This window comes from Bradyrhizobium sp. CCBAU 21365 (assembly GCF_015291305.1).
GTDB classification, from domain to species: domain Bacteria; phylum Pseudomonadota; class Alphaproteobacteria; order Rhizobiales; family Xanthobacteraceae; genus Bradyrhizobium; species Bradyrhizobium elkanii.
This window is the reverse complement of sequence record NZ_CP030036.1, coordinates 4,155,813-4,171,705: the sequence shown is the minus strand read 5'-3', so window position 1 is coordinate 4,171,705 and position 15,893 is coordinate 4,155,813. Positions and strand designations below refer to the sequence as shown.

Annotated in this window: 15 protein-coding genes; 9 read left to right on the top strand and 6 right to left on the bottom strand. The window is 64.6% G+C overall.

Going from position 1 to position 15,893, the window contains the following annotated elements:
* Positions 1–19 precede the first annotated feature (19 nt).
* The gene (locus XI02_RS18935) at positions 20–1,912 is read right to left on the bottom strand and encodes a bifunctional diguanylate cyclase/phosphodiesterase (protein ID WP_370144021.1); all 1,893 of its coding nucleotides are present in this window, start codon (positions 1,910–1,912) and stop codon (positions 20–22) included.
* Positions 1,913–2,309: 397 nt separating this feature from the next.
* Here XI02_RS18935 and XI02_RS18930 point away from each other — a divergent pair, with 397 nt between their 5' ends.
* From XI02_RS18930 to XI02_RS18920, 3 genes are all read left to right on the top strand, one after another.
* Complete coding sequence (locus tag XI02_RS18930; RefSeq protein ID WP_026192637.1) at positions 2,310–4,058, top strand: ATP-binding protein; 1,749 nt, start codon at positions 2,310–2,312, stop codon at positions 4,056–4,058.
* Between the two features lie 97 nt (positions 4,059–4,155).
* Positions 4,156–4,734, top strand: coding sequence for a peroxidase-related enzyme (locus XI02_RS18925; protein WP_016848430.1), 579 nt, complete (start codon positions 4,156–4,158; stop codon positions 4,732–4,734).
* An 8-nt stretch (positions 4,735–4,742) separates the two neighbouring features.
* Positions 4,743–5,255 (top strand): MgtC/SapB family protein, encoded by a 513-nt coding sequence (locus tag XI02_RS18920; protein ID WP_018271103.1) that lies wholly within the window; start codon positions 4,743–4,745, stop codon positions 5,253–5,255.
* Here XI02_RS18920 and XI02_RS18915 read toward each other — a convergent pair.
* Complete coding sequence (locus XI02_RS18915; RefSeq protein ID WP_016848428.1) at positions 5,216–5,842, bottom strand: ParB-like protein; 627 nt, start codon at positions 5,840–5,842, stop codon at positions 5,216–5,218. The genes XI02_RS18920 and XI02_RS18915 overlap by 40 nt on opposite strands.
* A gap of 461 nt (positions 5,843–6,303) precedes the next feature.
* Here XI02_RS18915 and XI02_RS18910 point away from each other — a divergent pair, with 461 nt between their 5' ends.
* The 6 genes from XI02_RS18910 to XI02_RS18885 all read left to right on the top strand — a co-directional run bounded on the left by XI02_RS18910 (position 6,304) and on the right by XI02_RS18885 (position 11,047).
* Positions 6,304–6,645, top strand: a complete 342-nt coding sequence (locus tag XI02_RS18910; RefSeq protein WP_026192636.1) for a hypothetical protein — start codon at positions 6,304–6,306, stop codon at positions 6,643–6,645.
* A 181-nt stretch (positions 6,646–6,826) separates the two neighbouring features.
* The gene (locus XI02_RS18905) at positions 6,827–7,126 is read left to right on the top strand and encodes an acyl carrier protein (protein ID WP_024582229.1); all 300 of its coding nucleotides are present in this window, start codon (positions 6,827–6,829) and stop codon (positions 7,124–7,126) included.
* Positions 7,127–7,135: 9 nt separating this feature from the next.
* The gene (locus XI02_RS18900) at positions 7,136–7,612 is read left to right on the top strand and encodes a 3-hydroxyacyl-ACP dehydratase FabZ family protein (protein WP_016848425.1); all 477 of its coding nucleotides are present in this window, start codon (positions 7,136–7,138) and stop codon (positions 7,610–7,612) included.
* Entirely contained in the window at positions 7,605–8,789 is a 1,185-nt protein-coding gene (locus tag XI02_RS18895) for a beta-ketoacyl-ACP synthase (RefSeq protein ID WP_016848424.1), read from the top strand. The genes XI02_RS18900 and XI02_RS18895 overlap by 8 nt, the downstream gene beginning before the upstream one ends.
* Before the next feature lie 27 nt (positions 8,790–8,816).
* Complete coding sequence (locus XI02_RS18890) at positions 8,817–10,094, top strand: beta-ketoacyl-ACP synthase (RefSeq protein ID WP_016848423.1); 1,278 nt, start codon at positions 8,817–8,819, stop codon at positions 10,092–10,094.
* A 17-nt stretch (positions 10,095–10,111) separates the two neighbouring features.
* The gene (locus XI02_RS18885; RefSeq protein ID WP_018271101.1) at positions 10,112–11,047 is read left to right on the top strand and encodes a lipid A biosynthesis lauroyl acyltransferase; all 936 of its coding nucleotides are present in this window, start codon (positions 10,112–10,114) and stop codon (positions 11,045–11,047) included.
* A gap of 146 nt (positions 11,048–11,193) precedes the next feature.
* Here XI02_RS18885 and XI02_RS18880 read toward each other — a convergent pair whose 3' ends face one another.
* The 4 genes from XI02_RS18880 to XI02_RS18865 form a co-directional block, all read right to left on the bottom strand.
* Entirely contained in the window at positions 11,194–12,303 is a 1,110-nt protein-coding gene (locus XI02_RS18880) for a polyamine ABC transporter substrate-binding protein (protein ID WP_016848421.1), read from the bottom strand.
* 6 nt (positions 12,304–12,309) lie between these two features.
* Complete coding sequence (locus tag XI02_RS18875) at positions 12,310–13,479, bottom strand: aminotransferase (protein ID WP_018271100.1); 1,170 nt, start codon at positions 13,477–13,479, stop codon at positions 12,310–12,312.
* Positions 13,480–13,487: 8 nt separating this feature from the next.
* Positions 13,488–13,817 carry a rhodanese-like domain-containing protein gene (locus XI02_RS18870; RefSeq protein WP_016848419.1) on the bottom strand — a complete coding sequence of 110 codons (330 nt, stop codon included), beginning with the start codon at positions 13,815–13,817 and terminating at the stop codon, positions 13,488–13,490.
* Positions 13,818–13,954: 137 nt separating this feature from the next.
* Positions 13,955–15,880, bottom strand: a complete 1,926-nt coding sequence (locus XI02_RS18865; RefSeq protein ID WP_018271099.1) for a potassium transporter Kup — start codon at positions 15,878–15,880, stop codon at positions 13,955–13,957.
* Positions 15,881–15,893 lie beyond the last annotated feature (13 nt).

The window sequence follows — 15,893 nt, the reverse complement described above, 5'->3', positions numbered from 1 at the left end:
AAAGCGGTCGAGCGCGGTGTCAGACGACCGAGACAGCCGTCTCGCGATGCGACGACAGCAGCTTGCGGATGTCAGCCGATGCCACCGGCCGGCTGAACAGATAGCCCTGCATCTCGGTGCAGCCGAGGATGCGCAGCAGGTTGCGCTGCTGCTCGGTCTCGACGCCCTCCGCGGTCGTGGTCATGTCGCTGGCAGCGGCGATGTTGACGACGGCCTGGACGATCGTGGACGACGCGCCGGTCCCGGCGAGATCCTTGATGAAGGCGCGGTCGATCTTGATCTTGTCGAACGGGAAGCGCTGCAGATAGCTCAGCGAGGAATAGCCGGTGCCGAAATCGTCGAGCGCGATACGGACGCCGAGTTCGCGCAGCTGATGCAGGATATCGAGCGCGGCCTCGTCGTCGCGGATCAGCACCGCCTCGGTGATCTCGAGCTCGAGCCGCGAAGGTGCAAGACCGGTCGCGGCGAGCGCGGCGGCGACGTTGAGTGCCAGTGTCTGGCTCTTGAACTGAATCGGAGACACATTGACCGCGACATGAACATGCTCCGGCCAGTTCATCGCCTCGCGGCACGCGGTGTTGAGCACCCAGTGACCGAGATCGTTGATCAGGCCGGTGTCCTCGGCGATCGGGATGAAATCCGCCGGCGAGATGGTGCCGCGTTCCGGATGACGCCAGCGCACCAGCGCCTCGCAGCAACTGACCTGCCCCTCCTCGAGATGGAGCAGCGGCTGATAATGCAGCTCGAAGCTGCCGTCGGCGATCGCCTGGCGCAGCTCGAGCTCGAGGCTGCGCCGCGCCTTGGCGCGTGCGTCCATGCCGGCCTCGAAGAACCGGTAGGTGCGGCGGCCGTCGCTCTTGGCTCCGTAGAGCGCGAGGTCGGCATTGCGCAGCAATTGATCGATGTCGAGGCCGTCGGCGGGCGCAACGGCGATGCCGATGCTGGCATCGGTGGTGATCAGATGCCCGCTGCAGTCGATCGGCCGGCGGATCGCCTGATAGATCGCAGCGAGGAGCTGCATGGTCTCGGTCTGATCGCGGACGGCGGTCTGGATCACGGCAAACTCGTCACCGCCGAGCCGCGCCGCGACGTCGGTGTCCCCGACACAGCCGCGCAGGCGGTCGGCGATCGCCCTGAGCAATTCGTCGCCGATCTGATGGCCGAGCGCGTCGTTGACGGCCTTGAACTCGTCGATGTCGATATACATGACCGCGAGCTGCTGATCCGGCCGGATCGCCTTCAGGGCCCGCTCCAGGCGCTCGCGGAACAGCACGCGGTTCGGCAGGTCGGTCAGCGCATCATAATGCGCCATGTGGGCGATCTTGTTCTCGGTGCGCGTGCGCTCCGTGACATCCTGAATGGTCGCCACCCAGCCGCCTTCCGGCAGCGGCTTGTTGACGATCTCGATCGCGCGCCCGCCCGGCGCCTGCGTCAGCTGACGCGTGGCGCGGCCAAGCTTCACGTTGCCGATGATGGCGTCGCAGAAGTCGTCGACGTCGCCGTCGAACGAGCCGGTCTCCTGCCTGTGCGCGATCAGCCGGTGCATGGTGCAGCCGGGCCTGGCGACGTCGGGCGAAAGCCCGAACATCTCGATGTAGGGACGGTTGCAGATGATGATGCGCGCCGACGCATCGTAGAGCACGAGGCCCTGCGGAATGTTGTTCACGGCAGTCATGAGATTGCGGCGTTCGGTGGCGAGCCGCTCGTCGGAGATTTCGTGCCGCTTGAGCAACAGGAAGACGATCACGGCCATGATCGCGAATGCCGCCATCAGCAGGCCTTCGCGCTCGCTCCATTGCGCGGTCGCGCTTCCGAGCAGGCTGCCGACCAACAGGCCGGCACAGAACGCCAGCCCCTTGGTCGAGCCGGCGTCGGCATGTCCTGACGATGAATTGCGGTGTTCGATGCGCACGCTGATCTCTCCCGGGCGCGGCATCGTTACGCAGCACAAATGGAAAGGTCGTTACAACTCGCAGTTAGCAATCGGTTACGCGATACCGGGTGACAGCGTATGACAAATCGCGCCCCATCTCCCGTAAACCTACGGAGCTGCCGATGCACTCCTCGGAGATGGTGAATCCCGCGTTAACGGAAAAACCGGGAAACAAACGCGGCTGTGCCGGAAAGCGACGATTCCGCCGCCGATGCACACGAGGGGGCGTCATCTCCCGGTACGACAGAAACAAATCGTCACCGGGAAGGTGTAGATTTAGCGGATGCGGAACCCCGGCGATTTAACGGTTTTTCCAATCCCGGGCGGGCATATTGGTCCGGACATTTAGATTTTGAGAACGAGCCAGGCTGGAACTGTGACACCCTTCGGACGTGTGATCTCTGTGCGCGGCTCGCAGGCCCGGGTTGGGCTGCTGGCGGGCGGCCAGATGCAACTTTCAGAGATGCGAGCGACCGTCGGCCGGTTCGTCAGTATCCGCTGCGCGAGTTCGGTTATCGTCGCCATGATCACCGAAGTGACGTGCGAGAACCTGCCGGCATCCGACGAATACATGGCGACCGCCTCGGTCGATCTGCTGGGTGAGATCCTGGGCGGCGATCGCCCGAAATTCCAGCGCGGCGTCACCCATTATCCGACCATCGGCGACAGCACCGATCTGATCACGAACCAGGAGCTGCGCACGGTCTATGCGCCGAGCGGCTCAGACCAGATCAATGTCGGCACGCTGCAGCAGGATCGTTCTGTGATCGCCTACGTCGACGTCGAGGAGATGCTGTCCAAGCACTTCGCGGTGCTCGGCTCGACCGGCGTCGGCAAGTCGACAGGCGTGTCGCTGCTGCTCAACGAGATCCTGAAGTCGCGGCCGAACCTGCGCATCTTCCTGCTCGACGTACACAACGAATATGGCCGCTGCTTCGGCGAGCGCGCCCAGGTGCTCAACCCGCGAAACCTGAAGCTGCCGTTCTGGCTGTTCAACTTCGAAGAGATCGTCGACGTGCTCTTCGGCGGCCGGCCCGGCGTGCCCGAGGAGCTCGACATCCTCGCCGAAGTGATTCCGATGGCGAAGGGCATCTACACCCAGTACCAGAACTCCGACCGGGTCGGTCTCGGGCTGAAGCGCATCGATCCCAAGCAGGTCGGCTACACCGTCGATACGCCGGTGCCCTATCGGCTGGTCGACCTGATCTCGCTGATCGACGAGCGCATGGGCAAGCTGGAGAACCGCTCCTCGCGCATCATCTATCACAAGCTGATCTCGCGCATCGACGCGGTGCGCAACGATCCGCGCTACGCCTTCATGTTCGACAATGCCAATGTCGGCGGCGATACCATGGCCGAGGTGATCAGCCATCTGTTCCGCCTGCCCGCCAACGGCAAGCCGATGACCATCATGCAGCTCGCCGGCTTCCCTGCCGAAGTCGTCGATTCCGTGGTGTCGGTGCTGTGCCGCATGGCGTTCGATTTCGGGCTGTGGAGCGACGGCGTCTCGCCGATGCTGTTCGTCTGCGAGGAAGCGCACCGCTACGCCTCCGCCGACCGCAATATCGGCTTCGGGCCGACCCGCAAGGCGGTGTCGCGCATTGCCAAGGAAGGCCGCAAATACGGCGTCTATCTCGGCCTGATCACCCAGCGTCCGGCCGAGCTCGACGCGACCATCATCTCCCAGTGCAACACGCTGTTCACGATGCGCCTCGCCAACGACCGCGACCAGGCGCTGCTCCGCTCCGCGGTCTCGGACGCCGCCGCCAACCTGCTGTCCTTCGTACCCTCGCTCGGCACCCGCGAGGTGCTGGCGTTCGGCGAAGGCGTAGCGCTGCCGACCCGGCTGCGCTTCAAGGAGGTGCCGCCGCACCAGTTGCCGCGCGGCGAGGCCACCATCGCCACGGTACCGTCGGTCACCGCCGGCCATGACATGCATTTCGTCAGCGCCGTGCTGGAGCGCTGGCGCGGCGCCACCTCGCATCGCGACAGCCCAAGCGGCGACGCCAACTTCAACTCTGCGGCGCCGGCGCGCACCATGGCGCCGGCCGAGGCCCCGATGCTGCAGCCCTCGCTCGGCCTCGATCCGGACCGCTTCTCGCTGCTGAAGAAGCCGTTGCGCTAGCATCATCGCGGCAAGGCACGATGCGCCTTGCGCCCGACCCGTCATCCACTATGGTCTCGCGTGACGCCGCATCCAGGCGGCACGCCGGAACCATCTCATGACCCAGCCGACCGCAAAACGCTTCCCGACGCCCGCTCTCGACAAGCTCCCCGAGGATATCCGCGCCCGCATCCTGGCGGTGCAGGAGAAATCCGGCTTCGTGCCGAACGTCTTCCTCACCTTGGCCTATCGCCCCGACGAGTTTCGCGCCTTCTTCGCCTATCACGACGCGCTGATGGAAAAGGACTCCGGCCTCTCCAAGGCCGAGCGCGAGATGATCGTGGTGGCGACCAGCGCCGCCAACCAGTGCCAGTATTGCGTGATCGCCCACGGCGCGATCCTGCGCATCCGCGCCAAGAATCCCGAGATCGCCGACCAGATCGCGGTCAACTACCGCAAGGCCGACATCACGCCGCGGCAGCGCGCGATGCTCGACTTCGCCATGAAGGTGAGCCGCGCGGCCGAGGAAGTCTCGGAGGCGGACTTCGCCGCGCTTGCCGCCCACGGCTTCAGCGACGACGACGTCTGGGACATCGCCGCGGTTGCGGCGTTCTTCGCGCTGTCGAACCGGCTCGCCAACGTCACCGGCATGCGGCCGAACGGCGAGTTCTACATGCTCGGCCGGCAGCCGAAATAGAGGACGCCTTGGCGGACTGGAGCGAGATCATCCTGCGTCTCGGCGCGGCCACCCTTGCCGGCTGCGCGATCGGGCTCGACCGCGACCTGCACGGCAAGCCGATCGGCCTGAAGACGCTGGGTCTCGTCAGCCTTTCGACGGCGATGGTCGTGCTGTTGGCATTGCAGGCCGTCGAGCCCGGCAAGTTCACCGACGCGGTGAGCCGCGTGATCCAGGGCGTGCTGACCGGCATCGGATTTCTCGGCGCCGGCGTGATCGTGCGGCACGGCGACCGCTTCCAGGTCCGCGGCCTGACCAGCGCCGCGTGCGCATTCTTCGCGGCTTGCGTCGGCATCGTCTGCGGCGCCGGACATTGGCCGATCGTCGTCACCGCCGTCGTGCTGGCGTTCCTGCTGTTGACCTTCGGCAAGCGGACCGAGCGATGGCTGCACCACGCGCTCGGTGGCAAGGAGGATCAGCACAGGCCGGAGGCCGCGGCAGATCAGTCGTCGGATGCCGGCCCGCACCAGCCGGGCAAATAGACCGCGTCCTTGCTGCGGCCGAGCGCCAGTCCCTTCTCCAGCGCCTTGGCGAAATTGTTCTCCACCGTCTTGCGCGGGATGTGGCGGCGCAGGAAATCGGCCCACAGGAATTCGCTGAACGGCGTCGTGTCCTTGGCAAAACCGCCCGCCCGGCGCATCTCGCCGGCGAGGCTGCGGAACGGATCGTCCCTGAGATCCTTGATCGATTTCGGAATGTCCTTGAAGTGGCGGCGCTCGCCCTTGGAATCGTAGGGGTAGACCCAGCGCTTGTTGTCCATCACGCCCCAGAACACGTCACGCTCGACCATCGTGAGATCGCCGATTACCGTGACCAGGATGTCCTTGACGCCCTCCTCGTGCAGCGCCCGCGCCATGTGATGGTGATCGACCACGTAGTAGCGATCGTCGGGACCATGGACGACCGGGATCATGTGCTTGCCCAGCAGTTCGGCGCGCTTCTTGTCCGACTTGTGCTCGCGCCAGCGCTTCCGCTTCTCCGTCACCTCCTGCATGCCGACCGTCATCTGGGTCGGCCGCAGCGACAGGATCGGGACCGGTTTGACGTAAGGCTCGCGCGTGTGGGCCATGATTCATGCTCCCTTTTGACCGGCACTCCGGAACGGGTTCCACTATGTCATGAGCCCGCAGGCGGGTGAAAGAGTCCGGTTTGCCGGAATGGCTTCACGAAGCGGTGGGGCCGACGGCTGGATGGTCCAGCCTCGGCCGCCGGGCTGTCGATGCCCTCGGGCTGTCGATGCCCAGGCAGTCAACGCGCAGGCTGCCAATGCCCGGCGTGCAGCTTCAATCTCCGTGACGGCGTTGCAGCGCAAACTGTGCATGCGCGAAGGTCGAACGAATGTGTCGACATCGGCCTGCTCATCGCAATGCCGAACATCCCGCGTGACGCCGCGCAGCAGTCGCCTCGACGGCAAGCCAGTTCCTGGAGGTGATCGAAGCATGAATACCACCTCTGCGCGCACCAAGATTTTAGGTGTGAAGTGCAGCGAACATGCTAAACATAATCGGCGACGCGACCGGACTGACAACAGTGAAGACGCAGCGGCCAATCTCCTCGGATGACGAGCACGTAGTGCTCAAATTCCGGCCGCGTACCTCGGCGCAGCCGCCCGGCAAGCGCGAGGGGCCGCTCCGATCGACTCGCCCGGCCTCCGTTGCCAACGATCTCTCTCGTTATGAGAAGCCGCGCGAGGAGCCGGACGATTTCCGCCAGCGCATGCTCGCCAATATCGCCGCCTTCGCCTTCACGGTGGCGCTCACCGCGATCGGCATCTGGCTTGCCATGAGCATCGCCGATTTGCGCAAGACGCAGGATTGCGTGCTGATGGGCCGCCGGGATTGCGCGAAGATTACGGTGATGCCGCGCAGCTAGGCTGGCCGGAACCCTGCCCAAAAAGCGTCCTTGCGAGGCCGGCCAAGCTCCATTGAACTAACGGCCCTGCTCCGATATACGGGCACACGACTCCGGCACCAGCAATCGGGCATTCCGGGGCAACGCGCCCGCCTCCTCTGAGCCGACCCTGAATTACCTTCAATATATCAAAGGCTTAATGATGTCCTCCACATTCGAGCAGATCGCCAACATTATCGCGGAGACCTGCGACATCCCGCGCGACACGATCAAGCCGGAGAGCCACGCGATCGACGATCTGGGGATCGACAGCCTCGACTTCCTCGACATCGCGTTTGCCATCGACAAGGCCTTTGGGATCAAGATGCCGCTCGAAAAGTGGACCCAGGAGGTCAACGACGGCAAGGCCACGACGGAGCAGTATTTCGTGTTGAAGAATCTCGCCGACCGCATCGACGAGCTGGTTGCAGCCAAGAACGCGGGCACGGGCACGGGCTCGTAATCGCCCATCATGCAGCTCGAAATCTTTCAGCTGATTGATCGGATCGTCGACCTCAACCTCGACGCAAGGACCATTGTCGTCGAGGCGGATGTCCCGCCCGACAGCCATTCGGTGTTCGCAGGGCACTTCCCGGGCTATCCGATCATGCCCGGCGTGCTGCTGACCGAAGCAATGGCCCAGAGCTCGGGCTGGCTGATCCTCGGTCTGACCAAGTTCGAGCGCATGCCCTTCCTCGCCATGGTCAAGGAAGCCAAGATGCGCGGCTTCGTCAGCCCCGGTTCGCTCCTGACCATCGAGGCCAAGATCGAGCACGAAGGTTCAGGCTTCGCCGTGACCTCGGCGAAGGTTCGCGTCGGCAAGGAGCTCAAGTGCAATGCCGAGCTGACCTTCCGTCATATCCCCTTTCCCAGCCCGGACTTGCGCGTGCACATGGATGCGATGGCCACCAAGATCGGGTTTCCGCAGCAGGCAATGAGTCATGGCTGAGAAGGAAGTCTGGATCACCGGCGTAGGCCTGCTCTCCTCGCTTGGCGAAGGGCTGGATGCGCATTGGGAGGCGCTCGGCGCCCGGCGCGTCAATGCCGACGAGAAGCGTCTCGCGCCATACGTGATCCATCCGATCGCCCCCGTCAGCTTCGACGCCCAGATCCCGAAGAAAGGCGATCAGCGTCAGATGGAAACGTGGCAGCGGATCGGTACCTATGCCGCCGGGCTGGCGCTCGATTCCGCCGGCGTCAAAGGCAATCAGGAAATCCTGTCGCGGATGGACATGATCATCGCAGCCGGTGGCGGCGAGCGTGACCTCAATGTCGACCTGGCGATCATGAACGCCGACGCGCAGGGCAAGCTGCCGCCCGCCCTGCTCAACGAGAAGCTGATGAACGAGCTGCGCCCGACGCTGTTCCTGGCGCAGCTCTCCAACCTGCTCGCCGGCAACATCGCGATCGTTCACGGCGTGTGCGGGACCTCGCGCACCTTCATGGGCGAGGAAGCCTCAAGCATCGACGCGGCACGGATCGCGGTCGCGCGCATCGGGGCCGGCCAAAGTGACATCGCCTTGGTCGGCGCCGCTCATAACGGCGATCGCGGCGACCTCTTGATGCTTTATGCATTCGGCGATCTCGCCCTCAAGGACCAGCATAGCTCGGTCTGGGCCCGCAGGAACAACCCGGGCTTTGCCATCGGCTCCGCCGGCGCCTTCCTGGTGATGGAATCGCGCGAACATGCCGAGGCCCGCGGCGCCAAGCCGTACGCCAAGCTGACCAAGGTGGTCGCCGACCTTGCCCGACGCAAGGAGCCGGGCGCCGTGACGAAATCGCTGCAGGCGTTGTGGCCGCAGCTCGGCGTCAGCGGCGACAACGGTATCCTGATCACGGGCGCGACCGGCGCCGAGCCTGCGACCGCCGAAGAGCGCGCATTCCTCAGCCAGCATGCCGGCTTTGCCGTCCGCGCCACCGGAACGACCTTTGGCCACACCATGGAGGCGCAGTTCCCGCTCGGGCTCGCGCTGGCCGCGCTGTCGATCTCGCGCGGCGCGCTCTATCCGGCCAACGACCCGACCGGGCTGGAGGTTGAAAAAACCGAAGCGCCAACCCAGATTGTTGTCGTGGGGGTCGGCCACTGGCAGGGCGAAGGCATGGCACTGGTCGAGGCCGTCAAGTAATTCGGCGCAAGCACCGACGGGGACACCATGACAGCACCACGCGATAAATTCGGCCGACCGATCGTCGTCGTGACCGGCATGGGAATCGTGACGTCGCTCGGCGGCGGCAAGACCGACAATTGGAAGCGCCTCACCGCGGGTGAGTCCGGCATCAAGACCGTGACACGCTTCCCACTCGACAGTATGAAGACGACGATGGCCGGCGCCGTCGATTTCGTCACCGTCGACCCGTTCTCCTCGACCAGCCTGTCGCAGCGTCTGGCGGAGATCGCGACCGAAGAAGCGCTCGAGCAAGCCGGCATCGGCAGCAAGGGCGACTTTCCCGGCCCGCTGTTCCTGGCAGTCGCACCGATCGAGACCGAGTGGCCGCAGCGGCTCGAAGTCGCGCGCGAGGTTCCGACCAAGGACTTTGGAATCATCGAATACCTGGCGACCTGCAGCGGCGGGAAGTTCGCGCACTTTCACCGGCGCTTCACCTTCGGCTCCGTCGCGCTCCACCTCGCCGAGACCTTCGGCACCAAAGGGTCGCCGATTTCGCTGTCGACGGCTTGCGCGTCCGGCGCGACCGCGATCCAGCTCGGCGTCGAGGCGATCCGCCGCGGTGAAACCGATGCAACGCTGTGCATCGCGACCGACGGCTCGGTCAATCCCGAAGCCATGGTGCGCTTCTCGCTGCTGTCGGCTCTCTCCACCCAAAACGACCCGCCGCAGGCCGCCTCAAAACCGTTCTCGAAGAACCGCGACGGCTTCGTGATGGCCGAGGGCGCCGGTGCGCTGGTGCTCGAGAGCTACGACGCCGCGATGGCGCGCGGCGCGCGCATCCTCGGCGTCGTTGCCGGCTGCGGCGAGCTCACCGATTCCTTCCACCGCACCCGCTCGAGCCCGGACGGCAAGCCGGCGATCGGCTGCGTGCGCAAGACGCTCGCCGATGCTGGAATGGAGCCCGAGCAAATCGATCACATCAACGCGCACGGGACCTCGACGCCGGAAAACGACAAGATGGAGTATCTTGCGACCTCGGCCGTGTTTGGCGAACACACCAAAAACATTCCGGTGTCGTCGAACAAGTCGATGGTCGGCCACACCATCTCGGCCGCCGGTGCAGTCGAGGCGATCTTCTCGCTGCTCACGCTCGAGCATCAGCGGATTCCGCCGACGATCAACTACGAGGTGCCTGATCCCGCGATCCCGTTCGACGTGGTCGGCAACAAGGCGCGCGATGCCAAGGTGACCGCCGTGATGTCGAACTCGTTCGGGTTCGGCGGGCAGAACGCCTCACTGATCTTGACGCGCGAGCCGGCTTAGCGCCCTCGCCTCATCAGATGAAACGTCTGCTCCTTCGCGCCAGGGCGCACCTGCGTGACGCCGCGAAGCCCGTGACCGACGCGGCGATCGGCGGGCTGACGATCGGCCTGCTGCGTACAACGCGCTATTTCGATCCCGAGAAGACCGCAAGGTTCTTCGGCCGTGCCGCCCATTTCATCGGCCGCCGGCTGCGTGAGGATCGCATCGGTCGCGAGAATCTCACGGCCGCATTTCCAGAAAAGTCACCGGAGGAGATCGAGGAGATCCTGACGGGCGTCTGGCACAACCTCGGACGCATCGGCGCTGAATTCGCGCACATCGACCGCATCTGGGATCACGATCCCCAGAATCCCGACAAGCCGGGTCGCGTCGAATTCTCGGCGCGCAGCAAGCAGCTGTTCGACCAGTTGCGTGACGACGGCAAGCCGGCACTGTTCTTCGCCGCACATCTCGGCAACTGGGAGCTCTCTCCAATTGCCGCAGCAGCGCATGGGCTCGACGCCACCATCCTGTTTCGGCGGCCGAACATCGAAGCCGCCGACCGCGCCATCGAGCGCATCCGCGCGGTCAATCTGGGCACACTGGTGCCGGCCGGCCGCGACGCGCCGCTCAAGCTGGCGCAGGCGCTGAAGAACGGCCAGCACGTCGCGATGCTGGTCGATCAGTATTTGACCAACGGCGTTCCCGTCACCTTCTTCGGCCGCAAGACTACGGCCAATCCGCTGCTGGCGCGCCTGCGCCGGCAGATCGATTGCCCCATCCACGGCACGCGGATCATCCGCCTGCCCGACGGTCGCTTCCGCGGCGAGGTCACCGAGGAAGTCAAGCCGGTGTTCGACGCATCCGGCCAGATCGATATCCAGGGCACCATGCAGGCGGTCACCGACGTCGTCGAGGGCTGGATCCGTGAGTATCCCGATCAATGGCTCTGGCTGCACCGGCGCTGGCGATAGGCTCATCCGACTTGTCATTCCGGGGCGATGCGAAGCATCGAACCCTCAGGTGCGCAATTGCGCACCGAGAATCTCGAGATTCCCCGATGCGCAATTGCGCATCTCAGGTCTGGTGCTGACGCACCATCCCGGAATGACGCGTCGCGTCACTTCCCGGTTTTCACCCTCGTCCACAAGCGATTGATGATCCGCTGCGTCGCGGGATCGCGCGCGGTGATCACGAACAGCTTCTTCTGCATCGCCTCGTCGGGATAGATGTTCTTGTCGGTGAAGATCTTCGGATCGATCAGCTTCTGACTCGCCAGATTGCCGTTGGCGTAGGACAGGAAGTTCGAGTTCTTCGCCGCGACCTCGGGACGGTAGAGGTAGTTGATCAGCTCATAGGCCTCTGCAACGTTCTTCGCATCCGACGGAATCGCCAGATTGTCGAAGAACATCTGCGCGCCCTCCTTCGGGATCGTGTAACCGATCTCGACGCCGGAGTTGGCTTCCGCCGCCCGGCTGCGCGCCTGCATGATGTCGCCCGACCATCCGACCACGAAGCAGATTTCGCCCGAGGCCAGCGCGCTGAGATATTCGGACGAGTGGAATTTGCGCACATAGGGCCGGATCCTGATGACGAGATCGGCGGCCTTCTCGAGGTCGGCCTGCTTGGTCGAGTTCGGATCGAGGCCGAGATAGCTCAGCGCCGCCGGCAGGATGTCGTCGGCGGAATCCAGCATGTGGATGCCGCAATCCTTGAACTTGGCGAGGTTCTCCGGCTTGAACACCATGTCCCAACTGTCGATCTTCGCGTCGGGACCGAGAATCTTCTCCGCGATCTTGACATTGTAGCCGATGCCGGTGGTGCCCCACATGTAGTTGGCGCCGTAATTGTTGCCGGGATCGTAGGTGGCAAGTTGGCTCGTTACCACGGGCCATGCATTGGCGAGGTTCGGCAGCTTCGACTTGTCGAGCTTGAGGAACACCTTCGCGGTGATCTGGCGCTGCAGGAAGTAGCCCGTCGGCACCACGACATCGTAGCCCGACTTGCCAGCGAGCAACCGCGTCTCCAGCGTCTCGTTGGCGTCGAACGTATCGTAGACGACCTTGATGCCGGTTTCCTTGGTGAAGTCCTCCAGGACTTCCGGCGCCATGTAGTTCGACCAGTTGTAGAAGTTGACCGTGCGCTCCTCGGCGTCAGCGGAGGCCGAGAGCAGCAGGACCGTCGCGACCGCGCCGACGAAGCTGACGAGACGACGGTTCTGCTCTCGCATTCTGGCCTACCTCTTGCGGCGGTGGACGGCGTCGGACAACCGCTCCAGCGCCGCATCGAGCGTCGAGTCTTTCTTGGCGAAACAAAATCGCACGACCGACGTCACCGCATCCTGCTCGTAGAACGCCGACACCGGGATCGCCGCAACCTTGTAGTCCTGCACGATCCGCCAGCAGAACTCGGCATCAGTCTCGTTGAGCCCGAGCGGCGACAGGTCTACGGTGAGGAAGTAGGTTCCCTGCGACTTCAGCACCGGAAAGCCGATGCTCTCCAACCCCCTGGTCAGGCGGTCGCGGCTCCGCGCCATGTCCTTGCGCATGTCGAGGAAATAGCCGTCGGGCTTGCCGAGACCATATGCCACCGCCGCTTGCAAATTGGGCGCCGTCGTGAAGGTGAGGAACTGGTGCACCTTCGCAGCGACGCGCAGCAGCGGCGGCGCGGCGCAGACGAAGCCGATCTTCCATCCGGTCAGCGAGAAGATCTTGCCGGCGCTGCCGACCTTGATGGTGCGGTCGCGCATGCCCGGGATCGTGATCAGCGGGATGTGCTCGCGGCCGTCGAACACCACGTGTTCCCAGACCTCGTCGCAGATCGCGACCACGTCGAATTCCTGGCAGAACCGCGCCAGCAGTTCGAGGTCCTCGCGCGGATAGACCACCGCCGCCGGATTGAGCGGATTGTTGAAGAGCACCGCCTTGGTCTTGTGATTGAAGACGCTGCGCAGCATCTCCTCGCTCAGCCGCCATTCCGGCGGTTCGAGCCGCAGCAGCCGCGGAATGCCGCCGGCCTGGCGGATGATCGGCAGATAGGAATCATAGACCGGCTGGAAGCACACCACCTCGTCACCGGGCTCGACCACGGAGAGGATCGAGGAGGTCAGCGCCTCGGTGCCGCCGGAGGTGACCATCACCTCGGTCATCGGATCGAGCTCGAGCCCGTGCCAGTGGCCGTAATGCGATGCGATCGCCTGGCGGAGCTCCGGGATGCCCATCATCGACGGATATTGATTATAGCCGTTGATCGAGGCGTCGGCGGCGGCGCGGCGGATGTCCTCCGGACCGGGATCGTCGGGAAAGCCCTGGCCGAGATTGATGGCGTTGTTGTCGCGCGCGGCCTGCGACATCGCCTCGAAGATGGTGACAGGAAGGTCCGCGAAGACCTTGTTCATGGAGGTCATGTCAGGGATCAGCCGCCGGTCTTGGTCGGCAGTCCCGCCGCCTTCCAGCCGATGATGCCGCCCGCCAGATGCTTGTCATAGGGCAGGCCCGCGGCCTGGGCGGCCAGCGAGGCCGTCACCGAGCGCTTGCCGGAGCGGCAGGCGAACACCACCTGCTTGCCCTGCGGATCGGGAATCGCCGCCGGATCGAACGTCGACAGCGGCACCACGACGCCGTCGGGATAGGCCTCGACGGCGACCTCATTGGGCTCACGGACGTCGACCAGCAGATAGCGGCCTTCCGCTATGCCCTTCGACACCTCGTCCGGAAACAAATCTTCCACCTTGTGGTCCGCCACGGAAATATCCTCCCGACATCATCTTTGGCGAGCGTCGCGCGGCTCGCCGTTCCGGGCCGCAAAGTCGCCTCTTGCGCAGAGAAAATCAAGCGTCCGAAACGGGTTAGATGCCACGCGGAAAAGCTGGATCGTGGCCCCTAGATCGTGACCTGCGTGCCGACTTCGACCACCCGCCCGGTCGGGATCTGGAAATAGTCGGTGGCGTCGTTCGAGGAGCGGCTCAGCGCGATGAACAGATGGTCCTGCCAACTCGGCATGCCCGAATGCGCCGCCGGCTTCAGCGCACGGCGGGACAGGAAGAACGAGGTCGACATGATGTCGAACTGCCAGCCGAGCTTGCGGGCGATCGCCAGCGTCTTCGGTACGTTCGGCTGTTCCATGAAGCCGAACTTCAGCGTCACCTTGGAGAAGGTCTCGCTCAGCTGCTCCATCCGCACCCGCTCGGACGGATCGATGCGCGGCGTTGGCGCGGTCTCGATGGTCAGGATGACGTTCTTCTCGTGCAGCACCTTGTAGTGCTTGAGGCTGTGCATCAGCGCGGTCGGCGCGCTGACGGGGTCGCTGGTCAGGAACACCGCGGTGCCGGAGACCCGCTGCGGCGGCCGCTTCTCCAGCATCGCGACGAGATCGGCGAGCGGGAATTCCAGCTTGCGCGACTTCTCGAACAACAGCCGGCTGCCGCGCCGCCAGGTGTACATCACCACGATCATGGCGCCGCCAAGTGCGAGCGGCACCCAGCCGCCCTCGAACACCTTGAGCAGGTTGGCGGCCAGGAAGGTGATGTCCAGGAACAGGAACGGCGCGACCAGCGCGGCGGCCGCGATCGGCGACCAGCGCCACACTTTCCAGATCACGACAAAACCCATCATCGCCGTCACCACCATGGTGCCGGTCACCGAGATGCCGTAGGCCGAGGCCAGCGCGCTCGACGAGCGGAACATCAGCACCAGCACGATGACCGCGATGAACAGGAAGCGGTTGATGCGCGGCATGTAGATCTGCCCGGAATGCGCTTCCGAGGTGTGACGGATCTCGAACCGCGGCAACAGGCCGAGCTGGATCGCCTGCCGCGTCAGCGAATACGCGCCGGTAATGACGGCCTGGCTCGCGATCACGGTCGCCATGGTCGCCAGCGCGACCATCGGGATGAGGGCCCAGTCCGGGAACATCAGGAAGAACGGGTTCTCGATGCCCTTGGGATTGCCGATCAAGAGCGCGCCCTGCCCCAGATAGTTCAGCGCCAGCGACGGCAGCACTATGAACAGCCACGCGGTCTGGATCGGGCGTTTGCCGAAATGGCCGAGGTCGGCATAGAGCGCCTCGGCGCCGGTCACCGCGAGGAAGACCGCACCGAGCGTGATGAAGCCGATCACGCCGTGATGCAGCATGAACGACACCGCGAGGATCGGATTGAACGCGTACAGCACTTCGGGATGCCGCACGATCTGCGGCAGCGCCGCGACCGCGATCAGGGCGAACCACACGCACATCACCGGGCCGAAAAAGGCCGCGACGCGCGCGGTGCCGCGCGACTGCACCGCGAACAGCATGACAAGGATCACCACCGTGAGCGGCACGACATAGGGATCGAATGTCGAGGTGACGAGCTTGATGCCTTCGATTGCCGACAGCACCGAGAGCGCCGGCGTGATGACGGCGTCGCCATAGAACAGCGCGCCGCTGATGATGCCGAGCAGCACGATCGCGGCGCCGCCCTTGGTCGCCGCGCGCTGCGCCAGCGCCATCAGCGCCAGCGTGCCGCCCTCGCCATTGTTGTCGGCGCGCAGCAGGATCACGACGTATTTCAGCGTGACGACGACGATCAGCGCCCAGAGGATCAGCGAGAGCACGCCGAGCACCGCATGCGCCGTCACGGCGCCCTCGCCGCCGGCAGCAGCGACGACGGCCTCGCGCAGCGCGTAGAGCGGGCTGGTGCCGATATCGCCATAGACGACACCGATGCTACCGAGCATCAATGCCTTGAAGGTGGCGGTTGAATGCGCCTCGCCATGGCCGTTTGCCGCGGGCGTTTCCGCCGCGGTGATCGCATTCTCGGATGACATGGGAAGCTGCGCC

Coding starts and splice junctions, on each gene's coding strand:
- XI02_RS18890 (WP_016848423.1), top strand. CDS start 8,817: ATGACAGCACCACGCGATAAATTCGGCCGACCGATCGTCGTCGTGACC.
- XI02_RS18925 (WP_016848430.1), top strand. CDS start 4,156: ATGACCCAGCCGACCGCAAAACGCTTCCCGACGCCCGCTCTCGACAAG.
- XI02_RS18885 (WP_018271101.1), top strand. CDS start 10,112: ATGAAACGTCTGCTCCTTCGCGCCAGGGCGCACCTGCGTGACGCCGCG.
- XI02_RS18915 (WP_016848428.1), bottom strand. CDS start 5,842: ATGGCCCACACGCGCGAGCCTTACGTCAAACCGGTCCCGATCCTGTCG.
- XI02_RS18880 (WP_016848421.1), bottom strand. CDS start 12,303: ATGCGAGAGCAGAACCGTCGTCTCGTCAGCTTCGTCGGCGCGGTCGCG.
- XI02_RS18875 (WP_018271100.1), bottom strand. CDS start 13,479: ATGACCTCCATGAACAAGGTCTTCGCGGACCTTCCTGTCACCATCTTC.
- XI02_RS18895 (WP_016848424.1), top strand. CDS start 7,605: ATGGCTGAGAAGGAAGTCTGGATCACCGGCGTAGGCCTGCTCTCCTCG.
- XI02_RS18865 (WP_018271099.1), bottom strand. CDS start 15,880: ATGTCATCCGAGAATGCGATCACCGCGGCGGAAACGCCCGCGGCAAAC.
- XI02_RS18900 (WP_016848425.1), top strand. CDS start 7,136: ATGCAGCTCGAAATCTTTCAGCTGATTGATCGGATCGTCGACCTCAAC.
- XI02_RS18905 (WP_024582229.1), top strand. CDS start 6,827: ATGTCCTCCACATTCGAGCAGATCGCCAACATTATCGCGGAGACCTGC.